This window comes from Paractinoplanes tereljensis (assembly GCF_016862435.1).
GTDB classification, from domain to species: Bacteria; Actinomycetota; Actinomycetes; order Mycobacteriales; family Micromonosporaceae; genus Actinoplanes; species Actinoplanes tereljensis.
The window spans coordinates 223,887-238,985 of record NZ_BOMY01000001.1 but is presented as its reverse complement, the minus strand read 5'-3'; the positions used below and the strand labels follow the sequence as shown (position 1 = coordinate 238,985).

General features: G+C 70.0%; 14 protein-coding genes. 5 read left to right on the top strand and 9 right to left on the bottom strand.

Features of this window, described 5'->3' with window-relative positions:
* Positions 1-47 precede the first annotated feature (47 nt).
* The 5 genes from Ate02nite_RS01095 to Ate02nite_RS01075 form a co-directional block, all read right to left on the bottom strand.
* Positions 48-923: a carbohydrate ABC transporter permease gene (locus tag Ate02nite_RS01095; RefSeq protein ID WP_203797550.1), complete on the bottom strand. Its 876-nt coding sequence runs from the start codon at positions 921-923 to the stop codon at positions 48-50.
* The gene (locus Ate02nite_RS01090) at positions 923-1,882 is read right to left on the bottom strand and encodes an ABC transporter permease (protein ID WP_203797548.1); all 960 of its coding nucleotides are present in this window, start codon (positions 1,880-1,882) and stop codon (positions 923-925) included. Before Ate02nite_RS01090 ends, Ate02nite_RS01095 begins: the two co-directional genes overlap by 1 nt.
* Positions 1,882-3,402 (bottom strand): extracellular solute-binding protein, encoded by a 1,521-nt coding sequence (locus tag Ate02nite_RS01085; RefSeq protein WP_203797546.1) that lies wholly within the window; start codon positions 3,400-3,402, stop codon positions 1,882-1,884. Before Ate02nite_RS01085 ends, Ate02nite_RS01090 begins: the two co-directional genes overlap by 1 nt.
* Entirely contained in the window at positions 3,399-3,995 is a 597-nt protein-coding gene (locus Ate02nite_RS01080; RefSeq protein ID WP_203797544.1) for a YesL family protein, read from the bottom strand. Before Ate02nite_RS01080 ends, Ate02nite_RS01085 begins: the two co-directional genes overlap by 4 nt.
* A gap of 103 nt (positions 3,996-4,098) precedes the next feature.
* The gene (locus Ate02nite_RS01075; protein ID WP_203797542.1) at positions 4,099-4,728 is read right to left on the bottom strand and encodes a DUF1961 family protein; all 630 of its coding nucleotides are present in this window, start codon (positions 4,726-4,728) and stop codon (positions 4,099-4,101) included.
* A 35-nt stretch (positions 4,729-4,763) separates the two neighbouring features.
* Here Ate02nite_RS01075 and Ate02nite_RS01070 point away from each other — a divergent pair, with 35 nt between their 5' ends.
* On the top strand, positions 4,764-5,684 hold the full coding sequence (locus Ate02nite_RS01070) for an alpha/beta hydrolase (protein WP_203797540.1): 921 nt from the start codon (positions 4,764-4,766) through the stop codon (positions 5,682-5,684).
* Here Ate02nite_RS01070 and Ate02nite_RS01065 read toward each other — a convergent pair.
* The 3 genes from Ate02nite_RS01065 to Ate02nite_RS01055 are packed head-to-tail and all read right to left on the bottom strand — an operon-like array spanning position 5,637 to position 8,501.
* Positions 5,637-6,014, bottom strand: coding sequence for a RidA family protein (locus Ate02nite_RS01065; protein WP_203797534.1), 378 nt, complete (start codon positions 6,012-6,014; stop codon positions 5,637-5,639). The genes Ate02nite_RS01070 and Ate02nite_RS01065 overlap by 48 nt on opposite strands.
* Before the next feature lies 1 nt (position 6,015).
* Positions 6,016-7,224 (bottom strand): amidohydrolase family protein, encoded by a 1,209-nt coding sequence (locus tag Ate02nite_RS01060; protein WP_203797532.1) that lies wholly within the window; start codon positions 7,222-7,224, stop codon positions 6,016-6,018.
* Complete coding sequence (locus tag Ate02nite_RS01055) at positions 7,221-8,501, bottom strand: MarR family transcriptional regulator (protein ID WP_203797531.1); 1,281 nt, start codon at positions 8,499-8,501, stop codon at positions 7,221-7,223. The genes Ate02nite_RS01060 and Ate02nite_RS01055 overlap by 4 nt, the downstream gene beginning before the upstream one ends.
* A 70-nt stretch (positions 8,502-8,571) precedes the next feature.
* Here Ate02nite_RS01055 and Ate02nite_RS01050 point away from each other — a divergent pair, with 70 nt between their 5' ends.
* The 4 genes from Ate02nite_RS01050 to Ate02nite_RS01035 are packed head-to-tail and all read left to right on the top strand — an operon-like array spanning position 8,572 to position 12,851.
* A complete protein-coding gene (locus Ate02nite_RS01050) occupies positions 8,572-10,185 on the top strand; it encodes a beta-N-acetylhexosaminidase (protein ID WP_239147035.1) in 1,614 nt (537 codons plus the stop codon).
* A gap of 10 nt (positions 10,186-10,195) precedes the next feature.
* Positions 10,196-10,648, top strand: coding sequence for an NUDIX hydrolase (locus tag Ate02nite_RS01045; protein ID WP_203797529.1), 453 nt, complete (start codon positions 10,196-10,198; stop codon positions 10,646-10,648).
* A 26-nt stretch (positions 10,649-10,674) separates the two neighbouring features.
* Entirely contained in the window at positions 10,675-11,403 is a 729-nt protein-coding gene (locus Ate02nite_RS01040; RefSeq protein ID WP_203797527.1) for a response regulator transcription factor, read from the top strand.
* Positions 11,400-12,851, top strand: coding sequence for a HAMP domain-containing sensor histidine kinase (locus Ate02nite_RS01035; RefSeq protein WP_203797525.1), 1,452 nt, complete (start codon positions 11,400-11,402; stop codon positions 12,849-12,851). The genes Ate02nite_RS01040 and Ate02nite_RS01035 overlap by 4 nt, the downstream gene beginning before the upstream one ends.
* Positions 12,852-12,859: 8 nt before the next feature.
* Here Ate02nite_RS01035 and Ate02nite_RS01030 read toward each other — a convergent pair whose 3' ends face one another.
* The gene (locus tag Ate02nite_RS01030) at positions 12,860-15,001 is read right to left on the bottom strand and encodes an MMPL family transporter (RefSeq protein ID WP_203797524.1); all 2,142 of its coding nucleotides are present in this window, start codon (positions 14,999-15,001) and stop codon (positions 12,860-12,862) included.
* Positions 15,002-15,099 lie beyond the last annotated feature (98 nt).

Here is a 15,099-nt window from a genome sequence, read left to right as displayed (position 1 = left end):
AAACGGGGCGGCGGCCATGCCGGCCAGGACGCGGCGACGTTCCACGGTTACTCCTTGACGGATCCGATCAGGACGCCCTTCGCGAAATGCTTCTGCAGGAAGGGGTAGACCAGCAGGATCGGCAGCGTGGCGATCACGATGATCGCGAACTTCAGGCCCTGCTCGGGGAAGATGGTGGAGTCCAGCTGCTGCACCACGTTCGCCGAGTCCGCGTTGGGCGCGGTGAGCTGGCGGACGAGCACCTGGAGGGTCCACTTCTGGCTGTCGTTGATGTAGAGCAGCGGGGACATGTAGTCGTTCCAGATGCCGACCGCGTAGAACAGCGAGAACGTCGCGATGATCGGCTTGGACAGCGGCAGCACGATCCGCCGGAAGACGCCGAGCTCGGTGCAGCCGTCGATCATCGCGGCCTCTTCCAGGGCCTCCGGCAGCTGCTGGAAGAACGTCTTCACGATGATCAGGTAGAACGGGTTGATCGCCAGCGGGAGGATCAGCGCCCAGTAACTGTCGAGCAGCCCGAGATTGCGCACCACCAGGTAGGTCGGGATCATCCCGCCGCTGAACACCAGCGTGAAGATCACCAGGTTGAGCACCAGGGCCCGGCCCGGCAGCTGCCGCTTGGACAGCGGATAGGCCATCGTCAGGGTCAGCCCGACCTGGACCGCGGTGCCGACCAGGGTGACCCCGACGGTGGTGGCCAGCGCGCGGACGAACACCCCGGTACCGAAGATGTAGTCGTAGGTGTCGGTGACGATGTGCTTCGGCCACAGGAAGAACGGCCGGGCGGCGATCTCGCCCTCGGAGGCGAACGATCCGGCCGCCACATAGAGCAACGGCAACAACGTGATCAAAGCCAAACCCAACAGCAAAACGGCATTGAGTACGTCGAACACGCGGCCGCCGACCGACTCGTCCCGGGCCATCAGAACAGCCCCCGCTCGTCGAACCGTTTGGCGAGCAGATTTGACCCGTAGATGAGCAGTACCCCGACCACGCCCTTGAACAGGCCGACCGCGGTGGAGTAGCTGTACGAGCCCTGGGTGATGCCGATGTAGTAGACGTAGGTGTCGAAGACGTCGGCCACCGACCGGTTCAGCGAGGTGGTCATCAGCCAGATCTGCTCGAAGCCGGAGTCGAGCAGGTGCCCGCAGGTCAGGATGCCCATGATCACGATGGCCGGCCGGATGCCGGGCAGCGTGACGTGCCAGAACTGCCGCCACCGGCCGGCCCCGTCGACTCGGGCCGCCTCGTACAGCTGGGTGTCCACTCCGGCCAGGGCGGCCAGGTAGATGATCGTGCCCCAGCCGGTCTGCTTCCACAGCAGCTGCAGCACGATGATCGGCCGGAACCACGCTTCCTGGGCCACGTAATCGGCGCGCGGCCCGCCGACGAGGTCGTTGATGTACCCGGCGATGACCCCGAAATCCGCCGAGAACAGCAGGTAGGTCACCGACGCCACGATCGTCCAGGACAGGAAGTGCGGGATGTAGATGATCGACTGGATCGAGTTCTTCAGGGTCCGCCGGCGCAGCTCGTTGAGCAGCAGCGCCACGATGATCGGGGCCGGGAACACGAACACGACGGTGAGCAGCGCCAGGATCATCGTGTTGGTCATCAGCCGGGTGAAGTCCGAGCCGGTGAACAGCTCCTCGAAGTGCTTGAGCCCGACCCACGGGCTGTCCGAGTAACCGAGGAACGGCAGGTAGTCCTGGAACGCGATGCTCAGGCCGTACATCGGCCAGTACCGGAAGATCAGGAAGTAGGCCAGGCCGGGTAGCAGCATCAGATAGAGCCACCCGTGCCGTGCGATGCGGCGAGCCTTGGCGGCCGGTGGCGCCGGACTGATCGGCGCCACCGGTGGGCTCTCCAGGTCGGTGGCCACTACTTGCCGAGCTTCGCCACGAGATCGTTGGTCTCCTGGGCGACCTTGTCGCCGCCCTCGGCGTACCACCGCTTGATCTCGGCCCGCAGCTGTTCCTCGGTGATGTCGCCGGACAGGAACTTGATCCGGGCGTCCGGGATGATCAGGTCGAGGGTCTTGCCCTGCTTGATGTAGGTCTCCGAGACGACACCGAGCGCCGGGTTGTGCACCGCGGTCTTCAGGTCCTCGGTTGCCAACTCGTTACGCTGCACGACCAGCTTGCGGGACGGCTCGTCGGCCGGCTTCGGCGGGTAGGCGCCGAGCCCGACGCTGGCCCGGGTGCCGAGCTGGATGAACGCCTTCTCGACGTCGTTGTTGATCACCTTGATCTGCGGGTTGTCCTCGTCGAGCGGCGCCGCGTACCCGTCCTCGAGTTTGAAGTTGCGCCCTTCGATCCCGTTGGTGAGCAGGACCGTGCCCTCCTTGGCCTGCAGCTTGTCGAGCACCTGCAGCACCTGGTCGAGCTGCTCCTCGGTCTTCACCTTCTGCTTGGGAATCGCGACGATGCCGTTGTAGCCGGGGAACGGCGCGGAGAACTTCTGCCCGTCGGTGCGGGCCAGGTTGCCGGCCAGGGCGACCTTGTCGAAGTTCTTCGGGTCGGTCTCCTTGAACAGCTTGACCAGGTCACCGGAGCGGACGTTGACGTCGAGGATGATGCCGCCGCGGCCCTGCACGAACGGCTTGTTCCAGTTGGCGCTGTCCAGGGTGGCGAAGTCCGGGTTGATCCAGCCGTTATCGACCCAGTTCTTGAGCCACTTGTTGGCGGTCACGAACTCCTCGGTGTCGAACCCGGGGACGAGTTTGCCGCCGCGCTCACCCCAGCCGTTCGGGGCGCCGAACCAGGTCTCGATCACGTCGTACGGGCTGGAGCTGGCGTAGGTGCCCGGCCACTTCGGGACGATCAGCCCGTACGTGTCCTTCTTGCCGTTGCCGTCCGGGTCCCGCTCGGTGAAGGCCTTGGCGATGGCCTGCAGGTCATCGACGGTTTTCGGCATCTGCAGGCCGAGCTTCTCCAGCCAGTCCTTGCGGATCGAGATGGCCGAGCGCAGCAGCGGCCGGACCCGGTAGATGCCGTAGGTCTTGCCGTTGACCGTGGCGTTCTTGCCGGTCGTCGGGTCGGCCGGGGTGAGGTTCGGGTACTTGTCGAGCTTGCCGGTCAGGTCCCAGAATGCCCCCGCCTGCGCGGCCTGCACGAAGGCCGACTGCTTGTCGCCCTGGATGACCATGGCCTGCGGCATGTTGTTGGAGGCCAGGGTGACGTTGGTCTTCTCGCTGTAGTCGGCGTTCGGCACCCAGGTGATCTGGAGTTTCTTGCCGATCAGTTTCTGCACGGCCTGCTGCAGTTCGCCGTTCGGGTCGGGCGCGGTGCCGAACAGCGGCGCCATCACGGTGATGGTGTCGCTGCTCGTCTCGCTCCCGCTGTCGCCGCAGCCGGCCGTTATGAGCGTCAGGGCGGCCAACGCCGCCAGGCTTTTCTTCATGTGAGCCCCTTTCGAAGCGCCTCGTTCTCGGCGAACAGGCGCAGGCAGAGCCAGGTGTCCAGCTGGATCCACCCGCCGACGGCCACCACCAGCAGCACCGGGAACGCGGCGACCGCGAAGCCGAACGCGAGCAGGGTGAGCAGTAGCAGGGCGGATGCGGGTATGCGGAGCAGGGCGAACCGGGAAGCCTTGGGGAGAAGGGCCGGCGTCCGGAGGTCGTAGTGCACGGCCATGGGCAGCAGGTAAGCGGCGATCACGGCCAGGAAGGCCAGGGCGGCCAGGGTGGCGGTGCGGGCGGTGCGGTCGGCCAGCCAGTGATAGTTGGTGATCAGCAGGATGGCCGTGGCGGTTATCGGCAGGACCAGGGCGGAGCCTCGCCGGAACTCGTTCCGGTAGGCGCGGACGAAGGACGATCCGGTCTCGCCGGCGGCGTGGTGGCGAGCGACGGTGTACGCGGCGAGCGTGGCCGGGCCGACCCCGAGAACCACTCCACCGGCCAGCGTCCCCACTGTCCACAGCAGACTCAACCTAATTGCCCAGAAGATCTCGTCGGCCGCCTCGTACAGCCGTAGTGCCCACGCCGCCGGAGTCATCGCGCCCCCTGCCGTTGTGACGGGCGGGTTAACAGGTATCGAGGAACGTAACTTTGAATCGTCTCAAAGTCAACGCTCCGGAAACCCCTTTCCGGCAGGTAGATCAGGGGGTGATAATCCGCAGGTCGGCGTACTCGCCGATCATGGGCGCCATCTGCCGGAAGCCGACGCGGCCACCCGGCAACGGCTCCGGATCGGTCCACCGGAAGGTCAGCAGGTCCGCGACCTCGAACGTTATCGCTCCATCATGGACAGATAGGCGCATCCGGTACGGTCCTTGCGCGTCGAGCACCGCCGGAAGCGGGTCGGGTCCCTGTGCCACGAGGTGGAAGCCGTAGCTCTTGCGGAGGTTGCAGGTGTGCAGCTGTCGCTCGGACGGCCACCTCCGGCGGAAATAGGAGACGTGGTAAGCGTTGAGGTCGCCGTGGTGATATTGCTCGTACGGCCCGGTGCGCGGGGTCAGGTCGAAGATGCTCTCGCCGCCGCGACCGCGCGCGTGGAAGAAGAGGATCGCCAGCCCGGGTTCCCGGATCGGCCAGAAGTCCCAGGTCGCGACGATGTTCGGGCCGAAGTCGGCCGGGCACCACAGCACGACGTTGGCGTCCTGCCCGTCCTCGGGCGGCCGCAGGCTCTCCAGCCGCAGCCGGCCGCGCGGGAACGAGACGGCACCGTCGCCCTCCATCCGGAAGTCGGCGAGGTCGGCGGCTCCAGCGAGGCGATTGTGGTAGTGCATAGACATCAATCTATACGTTTCAATGGCGGAGGATCATGCCACTCGACAGCTTTCACGCTGACCGTCTTGCCGCGCTCGAGCGGTTTCGCCTCGGTACCGGGCCCGAGCCGGCGCCGCCGGTCAGCCCGCCCGCGCCGGCCGGGGTGATCACCGGCGAGATCAGCATTCCCGGGCCGCACGGGCCGATCCGGCTGCGCACCTACCGCCCCGCCGGCCCGCCGGTCGCGGCCCTGCTCTGGGCGCACGGCGGCGGCTTCCGGCACGGGACGATCGAGATGCCCGAGGGGGATTGGGTCTCCGCGCAGCTCGCCGCCCGGGCCGGGGCCTACGTGGTGTCGGTGGACTACCGGCTCGCCACCGGGGGAGTGCGCTATCCGGTGCCGCTCGACGACGTGTCGGCCGCCTGGACCTGGTTCGTCGGCGCGGCCGACCTGCCGGCGCGGCGGGCGATCGGCGGTGCCAGCGCCGGGGCCGCGCTGGCGCTGGCCGCCACGCTGCGCGCCCGGGACGCCGGCCGGCCGGTCCCGGACGCGCTGCTGCTGGCCTATCCGTTCGCGCACTTCCCGAACCCGGCCGCGGACGCGGAACTGGCGGCCGAGCTGTCGGCGGCGCTGCCGCCGGTCGCCCGGTTCACCGCGGCCGGGGTCGAGGACATGGTCCGCAACTACGTGGGCCGGATCAGCTGCCTGCCGCCGGAGGCACTGCCCGGCGCGGCCCGGCTGACCGGCTTGCCGCCGGCCTGGATCCTGCTGTCCGAGTACGACGATCTGCGCACGTCGGGCGAGTTACTGGCCCGGCAACTGGACTCGGCGACGCTCTTCCTGGCCGAAGGCGCGCCGCACGGTCACCTGAACCAACCGGTTTCCCTTCCCGGAACGGAGGGATCGCTCGACTTCTTCGCCGCGGCGCTAGCCGACGTAAAGGACGGCGTCGATCTCGATGTCGAAACCGACTAGCGGCACCGGCAGCGTCGTCCGTACCGGAAGGTGGTCGCCCTTGATGTATTGGGCGTAGATCTCGTTCAGCTCGGCGAAATCGGCGAAGTCGCGCAGATAGACCCCCACCCGCACGGCGTCGTCGAGGCTCGCGCCGGCGACCTCGGCAACGGTGGCCAGATTGCGGAAAGCGGCGTGCGCCTGCTCGGCGAAACTGCCGGTCACCCGGGTGCCGTCGGGCAGTGCCGGAATGGCTCCGGCCAGGTAGATGGTGTCGCCAGCGACGACCGCGTGCGAATAGGGGCCGCCGGCCGGGGCTGCCTTGTCGGTGATGATCGCGCGCTTGGGCATGTCATTCACTCCTGATTTCTCGTGGGAATTGGTCGGCCAGACCGTCCTTGCCGACCAATGGTTGGTTGAGCAGGGCGCGCAGGTCGCGGTCCCGGCGTTGCAGGGCCGCGCGTTGCGCGCCGGTGAGCGGAATCCACGGCGCCGGTGGTGCGGGCAGGCGCGCCGGCAGCGGCTGCCCTTGCCGGTACGTGGCCACGTTCACCAAACGCATCGGCGAAATGCGGGCCGCCAGGTGCGCGTCGGTCACCTCGAATTCGCCGTGTTCGATGGCGAAAATCGCGAGATCGGCCGGCCTCCCGACGTCGAGAGTGCCCGCGTCGAGCCCGAGCGCCGCCGCCGGCCGCACCGTGACCGCCGCGATCACCTCGGCCAGCGCAAGCCCCGCCGCCAGCATTTTCGCCATCGTGGTGGGCAGGTCGAAGACCGGCCCGAGCACCGACCGGGCATGCAGATCGGTGGAGATCGTGTGCGGCCGCAGGCCCAGGTCGAGCTGCCGCTCCAGGATGTCGAAGGCGAACCCGCCCGACCCGTGCCCCAGGTCGAACAGCACCCCGCGCTCCCCGGCCGCGACGGCGGCCGGCCCGACCGGCGAGGCGATCCCGCTGGCGCAGTGCGTGACGATGTCGCCGGGCCGCAGCAGCTCGAGCACCTCGTCGACCGCCGGGGGAGCGGCCCCCACGTGCGCCATCACCGGCACCCCGCAGGCGTCGCCCACGGCCAGGGCCCGCCGCAGGGGTGCGACCCCGTGCTCGCCCACGGTTTCCCGGTCGATCCGCACCTTGATCCCGACGATCCGGTCCCGGTGCTGCTGCACGGTGTCGATGGCCAGCGCGACGTCGCAGTTGGCCAGGTCGCGGCTCTCCCCGGTGCGCCCGGAGAGCCCGACCGCCGAGATGTTGAGCAGCCCCGCGACCCGCACGTCGAAGCTTTTCCGGAGCAGCCCGTCGAGCGTGTAGGCCCCCGCGGTCCCGGCGTCGACCCAGGTGGTGACCCCCGTGCGCCAGGCGATCGGATCGGGTTCGATCCCCCAGTAGCCCGGCCCGACGTGCGTGTGCAGGTCGACCAGCCCCGGCGTGACCAGCAGCCCGCCGACGTCGACCACGGTCCGGGCGTCGCCGCGGGGGAGGTCCGGTCCGGTGGCCGCGATCAGCCCGTCCTGGACGGCCACGTCGAACGGCTCGCCCCCGGCCAGCAGCAGATCCCACGTCATCCGGCGGCCTCCAGCGCGCTTGTGATGGCCAGGCGATACAGGCGCGCCGGGCGGCCCTTGCGGGTCACCTGGGTGCTGCCACCCACGATGACCAGGCCCGCGTCGGTCAGTTTGCGGATCAGGCGGCGGCCACTCGGATCGGTGATGCCCATCGCGCGGGCCAGCTCGCCCGGCGAGACCAGCCGGCCGCCCAGCCCGCGCTCCACCGCCGCCAGCCGGGACAGCGTCGCCGGGCTCAGCCCGGCCCGCCCGGCCAGATTTTCCAGCTCGCCGTGCTCGCGATGGGTCCAGGTCAGCGGGGGTGGTGCGCCGGCCGCGCCCATCGGCCCGATCGTCACGCCGTCGTCGGTGAACAGGTAGGCCACCGAACCCTGCTCCTGCTCGGCCCGGGCAGCCGCCTGCTCGGCCAGGTCGACGCTGAGCCGGGCCGAGGCGCCGATCCCGAACCCGGCCACCACCCGCACGCCCAGCTGGTCGCGGGCCTCGGCCAGCACCGGAAGCCCCACCCACTGCCGGGTCGCGGTCTCGAACAGCGAGGCCGGCGCGAACGCCAGCAACGCCCGATGCCCGCGCTGGTCGATCCAGGCGTCGGCGAACTCCGGCGCGTGCAGCAGCAGGTGCTGCAGCCCGACCCGGGCCCGGTCGCTGCCCGGCGCCCCGAGCAGGAACAGCCCGGTGGCGAACCGTTGCCGCTCGCGCGCCCGCACCACCAGCTCGTGCAACCCGGCCCGGATGGTCTGCGCGGTCGGAGCCGCGTGCAGCACCGCTGTCTCGGCGCCGAGCGCCGCGGCCACCGCGGTCCGCGCGGTGATCAGGTAACCGGCCCCGGTCTCGGCCAGTTGCCGCCGGTGAAAGGCGACGATCTCGTCGATCGGCTGGTTCGGATCGAACGGCAGCACGGCGATCCGGTCCGGATCGAGATCGAGCGCCCCCGCCACCTCGTCGACGACCTCCCGGTCGAAGGTGTCGATCGCCACCGGTGTCGCCGGCCACCCGTGGCCCCGGGCTTTCGCCCAGGCCAGGGCCAGATCAAGGGCGGCGGCCGCCAGGACGGCGACCGGCAGGGCCGGCGGAAGAAGATCACGACCATGCGCGTACGGCAAAAGGCCCAGCAGCAAGCCGTCGAGTCGCGTCTCGCGGAGCAACCCACCGATCAGCTCGCGGATCTCCTCGTCCCGGTCGTAGACCGCCCAGACGAGCTCGACCCCGTCGAGGGTCCGCGCGGCGTCGGCGAAGCGCGGCCGATGCCCGGCGTGCACCACCAGCCCGATCCGCATGATCCCACCCCGTTGACACCCGCCACCGATCAACGAACTATATGCGAACCTGGTTCGTTTTGGAGGTCCCGTGTCGCCCGCATCCTTGGTGCCGCCACCCAGCCGACGGGACGTGTCGGTGATTCCGCGGCCGTCCGAGGTGCGCCCGAGCAGCGGAACCTTCGTTCTCGGCCCGGACGCCCGCCTTTCCCTGGGCGAAGGGCTCGGCGGCGTCGCCGGGTGGCTGCGCGAGGAACTCGTCCTCGACCTTCCGCTCGGAGAATCGGCCGCGGTGCGGCTGGAGATCGATCCCGGCTTGCCGAGTGAGGGTTACGCCCTGCGGGTCGCCGCCGACGGCATATCGGTCGCGGGCGGTTCGGCCGCCGGAGTCTTCTACGGCGCGCAGACGTTGCGGCAGCTGTTGCCGCCCGCCGCGCTGCGCCGCGCCGGGTCGTGGCCGGTGCCCTTTACCGATATTTCGGACTCGCCCCGGTTTCCGTGGCGCGGGGTGATGCTCGATGTGGCGCGGCACTTCATGCCCGTCGCGGACGTGCTGCGGTTCGTCGACCTCGCCGCGTTTCATAAGCTCAACGTCCTGCACCTGCACCTGACCGACGACCAGGGCTGGCGCATCGAGGTGCCGGGGTGGCCGCGGCTCACCTCGGTCGGGGCGTGGCGGCCGGAGACGATGCTCGGGTCGCGAGTGCACGGACGGTATGACGGGCGCCCGCACGGAGGGTTCTACACCGCCGACGACCTGCGACGGATCGTGGCCTATGCGGCGGAACGCTGCGTGACGGTGGTGCCCGAGGTGGACATGCCCGGGCACATGCAGGCCGCGATCGCCGCCTATCCGTCGCTGGGGAACGGCTACCGGGGTCCGGTCCGTACCGGCTGGGGGATCTCCACCCACGTGCTCAACCTGTCGGCCGAGTCGTTGTCGTTCTGCCGGGACGTGCTGTCGTTCGTGTGCGAGATCTTCCCGTCGCCGCTGATCGGCATCGGCGGCGACGAGTGCCCCGCCGACGAGTGGGCGGACAGTCCGGTGATCGGGCGGGAAGGGCTGGCCGGCCCGGCCGAGCTGCACGGATGGTTCACCGCACAGATGGCCTCGTTCCTGGCCGAGCGGGGGCGGCGCGTCTTCGGGTGGGACGAGTTGCTGGCGTACGGCGTACCCGCCAAGGCCGTGATCGCCGCCTGGCGCGGCGTGCCCCCGACCGTGCTGGCCGCCCAGGCCGGGGTTTCGGTGGTTTCCTGCCCCGACATCTCGTGCTACCTGGACTATCGGCAGTCGGACGACCCCGGCGAACCCACCCCGGTCGGCACCCGGCTCACCCTGGCCGACGTCTACCGCTTCGACCCGGTCCCGGCGGGCCTGCCCGGCGCGGCGGCCGCCAACGTGCTGGGCGGCCAGGCCAACGTCTGGACCGAACACATGGAATCGGCCCGCCGCGTCGACTACATGACGTACCCGCGGTTGTGCGCGTTCGCCGAGACCGTGTGGTCCTCCGCCGCGCGGGATTTCGCCGATTTCAGCGCCCGCCTGGCCGCGCACCTGCCGCGACTGGACGCGCTGGGCGTCAACTACCGCCCGATGACCGGCCCGCGCCCGCAGGACGCCCGGCCGGATGCCCCCGGCCACCCGCGCAGCCTGCCGGACCGACTCGCCGAGCTGCACGAGATGACGGCCGACCTGCGCCGGTAGGGTCACCTCGGTGAGCCCTACGCATCCTGTCGACCTGCACCTGGTGCTCACCCGCGGCGCCCGGATCCTGCTCGCGTTGCGAGAGAACACCGGTTACGCCGACGGCCAGTGGAACCTGCCCTCCGGCAAGCTGGAACTCGGCGAGGACGCCCTGACCGGCATGGCCCGGGAGGCCCGCGAGGAGATCGGCCTGCGCCTGACCCCGGCCGACCTACGTCTGGCGGCCACCGTCCACATCCGAAATCCCGACGGCCATACCCGAATAGGCCTGGTCTTCGCCACCGCGCTCGACCCGTCCCGGCACGGCACCCCGATCAACGCCGAGCCCCACAAATGCGCCGCCATCAACTGGTTCCCGCCCGCCGCCCTGCCGCCGGACACCGTCCCGTACTCCGCCGCCTGCGTGCAGGCGTTCCTGGACGAGGTCCCGTTCGCCCGGACCGGTTTCCCCCGACTCTTCTAATCCTGGCTTCAGGTTGATCGGGGAGGATGAGCGGCAAAGCATCGACTGGAAGGCGGGCCGGCGTGCGGATCCTGATCGCGGACGATGACGGGGCCATCCGTGAGTCGCTGGAGCGGGTGCTCCAGGTCGAGGGTTACGACACCAGCACCGTCGCCAACGGTCTCGCCGTGCTCGACGGGGTCGATGGGGCGGGCGGTGACGCGCTGGATCTGCTGATCCTCGACGTGATGATGCCTCGCCTCGGCGGGTTGGAGACCTGCCGGCGGTTGCGGGCCGCGGGCCGGGATCTGCCGGTGCTGATGCTGACCGCCCGGGACCAGGTCTCCGATCGGGTCGCGGGGCTCGACGCGGGCGCCGACGACTACCTGCCCAAGCCGTTCGCCACCGAGGAGTTGCTGGCCCGGGTGCGGGCCCTGCTGCGCCGGCGCACGCCGGCCGACGGCGAGTCGCAGATCCTGTCGTTCGCCGACGTCCGGCTCGATCCCGACCGGTTCGAGGCATGGCGGGGCGGGCGGTCGCTGCACCTGACCCGGACCGAGTTCTCCCTCCTGCAGGTCCTCCTGCGCAACGCGACCCGGGTCTTGACCCGCGACGCGCTGTTCGAGGCGATCTGGGGCTTCGACATGAGCGCCACCGCCAACAACCTTCAGGTGTACGTGAGCTACCTGCGCCGCAAGATGGAGGCCGAGGGCGAGCCGCGATTGATCTACACGCTGCGCGGCCTGGGATACACGTTGCGGGAGACTCCTCCGTGAGCAGGCCTGCCGGCCGGGAACCACGCCGGCTGACCGGGTGGTGGCGCCGGCGGTCCCTGCGGACCAGGCTGACGGTGATCGCGGCGACGGCCATCGCGGTAAGCGTGTTCGTGGCCTTCCAGGTGGCCAGCGAGCTGCTGGACTGGTCGCTGCAGGACAGCGCCGAGAATCAGCTGCGCGCCGACTCCCGCGTCCTGGCGGCAGACGCGGAGCACGCCGGTGTGGCGCGAGTCCAGCTACCGCCGTATCCCGGATCCGGTCGGCTGGTGCGGGTCATCCTGCCCGACGGCTCGACCCGCGTGCCGGCCGGCCAACCCGCGCTGCCCCCGGTCAGCGAGCAGGCCGGGCGCGTGGCGCAGGGCGCGTCGGCCGACCTGATGGAGTCGGGCGACAGCGACGAGGACGGCTACCTCATCTACACGCTGCGGGCGGGCGACGGCGCGGTCCAGGTGGCCCGCGTCGCCGACGACAGCCCGATCAACCAGTTCGGGTTCGGGATGCTGCTGATCGGGCTGTTCTGCGTGGTCGGCGGTGCCCTTGTCGGGCGGACCGTGGCGCGGACCGCGCTGGCACCGATCGACCGGCTGACCGCCGCCGCGGTACGTGTCGCGCGCACCCGGGATCTCGACGCCGACATCCCGGATGAGGGCGGTGGGGAGATCCGGCGGCTGATCCAGTCGATCAACGCGATGCTCGCCGCGCTCCGGGACTCCCGGCGGGCCCAGCGGCTGCTCGCCGAGGACGCCGCCCACGAGCTCAAGACTCCGCTCACCAGCCTGCGCCTCAACATCGAGCTGCTGGTCCGGCTCGACCGGCGCGGCACCCTCGACACTGCCCTCTCGGCGGAGAGCCGGACCCGGCTGATCAACGATCTCGGTACTCAGGTGGCCGAGTTGAGCACCCTTGCCGCCGAGCTGACCGACCTGGCACGCGGTGACGTCAGCGACGAGAGCACCGAGCTGCTCGACCTCGCCGACGTGGTGGTGGCCGCCGCGGCCCAGGCGCATTCCCGCGTGCCCGATGTCGAGGTCGCGCTCGACGTGACCTCCGTGTGGGTGAGCGGGCGTCCCGCTGCGCTCCAGCGGGCGGTGCTCAACCTCATCGACAACGCCGGCAAGTGGTCCCCCGCGGATCAGCCGGTCCAGGTCCGGCTGCGTGCCGAGGGCGGGTCGGCGGTGCTCGAGGTCGACGACGCCGGGCCGGGCATCGACGCCGTCGACGTACCGCGGGTGTTCGATCGGTTCTACCGTGCCGACAGCGCTCGGGCGCTGCCGGGATCCGGTCTGGGGCTGTCGATCGTGCAGCGGGTCGTCGACGCCCACGGCGGCCGGGCCACCGTCGCCCGCTCCGCACGCGGTGGCGCCCTGCTTCGGGTCGACCTTCCGGCCGCGGCCCCGCCCGCCCCGATCGCGCGCCGCGCTGCCGGGGAGGGCACCGCGGCGCGCTGACCCCGCGCTCACCGTTGCAGCGCGGGCTCCTCCTCGTCGGCGAGCGTGTGTCGAGCGATCGGCGGCCCGGCCACTGGACGGGACAGCCGGCTCGGCCACCAGATCCGCCGGCCGATCAGGAGCGTGAGGGCGGGCACCAGGACCGACCGCACCAGCAGCGCGTCGAGCAGCACGCCGAAGGCGACCAGGAAACCGAGCTCGATCAGCATCACCATCGGAAGTGAGACGAGGACCGCGAACGTGGCCGCCAGGACCAGGCCGGCCGAGGTGATGACGCCGCCGGTGGCGGAGAGGGCTTTGAGCATGCCCTCCCTGGTGCCCAGACGTGCGGTCTCCTCACGGGCCCGGCTGGCCAGGAAGATGTTGTAGTCCACGCCGAGCGCCACCAGGAACATGAATGCCAGCAGCGGCACCGAATAGTCGACACCCTTGAACCCGAGGATCGTGTCGAAGACGAACACGCTGCCGCCGAAGGCGGCGGCGAACGAGACGATCACGGTGACCATCAGGACCAGCGGGGCCACGACCGCCCGCAGCAGCAGCCCGAGGATTATCAGGATGACGCCGAGCACCAGCGGGATCACCAGCTTCTGGTCGCGGCTGGTGGTCACGTCGGTGTCGAGGTGCTCCGCACTCGGCCCGCCGACGATCGCCTCCGCCCCGTTCACCGCGTGCACGGCGGTGCGCACCCGCTTGATCGTGTCGTACTCCGCGGCGGTGTCCGGCGCGTCCTTCGGGAACACGGAGATGTCGACCCAGCCGCCCCTGGTCTCACCCGGAATGGCCTGGGCAACACCGGGGATGTCCTTGACGACGTTGAGAACCCGTTCCTGGTACGCCGGTCGCGTGTAGATCGTCATCGGCTGGCCGCCGAGCTCCGGGAAGTGCTGGCGCAGAACGGTGAAGCCGGTGACCGACTCCGGCGCGGACAGGAACTGGTCCTGCTCCCGCAGGATGCTGGTGTTGCCCGACAGCCCGAAGACGAGCGCGCCGAGGACTCCGAGCGAAGCGAGCGTCGCCACCCACCGGCGGCGGCTGATGGCGGCGCCGAGCCCTCCCCACAGCCCCAGCTTCTGCTCCACAACCGTGGCGGAGAACCGCGGGATGGCCGGCCAGAAGATCCGCCGGCCGAGCACCACCAGCACCGCCGGGAACAACGTCAGCATGGCCACCAGCGCGCACAAGATGCCGGCCGCACCGATCGGCCCCAACCCGCGGGTTTCGTTCAGGTCCGCGACGAGCAGGCACAGCAGGCCGGCGACCACGGTGGCCGCGGACGCGACGATGGCCGGCGCCGCGCCGCGTAGCGCGTGGGCCATCGCGACCCGGACGTTCTCGTGGTGGTGCAGTGCCTCCCGATATCGGGCGATGAGCAACAGCGCGTAGTCCGTGCCGACGCCGAACACCAGAATCGTCAGCAGCGCCGAGTTCTGGCTGTTGATCACGATGCCGAAGCCCTTGACGAGCAGGTAGACGGTCGCCATCGCGGTCAGCGCGGCCGCGCCCACGGCCATCAGCGGGACGAACCACAACACCGGGCTGCGGTAGGTGAGGATGAGCAGGAGCGCGACGACGACGACGGTGGTGAGCAGCACCTGCACGTCGATGCCGTCGTAGATGGCGTCCATGTCGGCGTCGATCGCGGCCGGGCCGGTCACGTCGAGGTCCAGGCCGGCGGGCCGGTCCTTCGCGGTGTCACGCAACGGGCCGATGAGTTCCGACGGGTCGCCATAGGTCGTGCTCACGTTGAGGGCGAACATTATCGCCTTGCCGTCCTTGGAACGTTGCGCCGGCGGGCCCTCGTCGTGCTCGCCGGCCGGCGGCGCCACCTTCGGCGGGTACCGCTTGGCAAAGGTGTTGTAATGACGCTCGACCGCCGCCCGGTCGGCATCGCTCACACCGCTCGCACGGTGGTACACGAAGACGAACGTGTTGTCCTCACCGCCGGGAAGCCCGTCCTCCAGCGCCGCCACCTTGGTGGACTCGGCACTGGCGGGCAGGGCGTCCACGGCCCGGTCTTTGGTGACCGAGCTCAACTTTCCGCTCAACGGCACCATGACCGCCGCCAGCGCCAGCCACAAGCCGATCACCAGCCACGGCACCCACCGACCGGGCGGCGTTTTCCTGGGCGGCGCTGCGTTGATTGACATCAATAGCCTCCTGACGGGTTGCATCGCTTGTCCGAGGCCGAATTCGTATCGAGCGAATCTGAGACGATCGTTAATCCGCCGCTCCGGGCGTAATACCG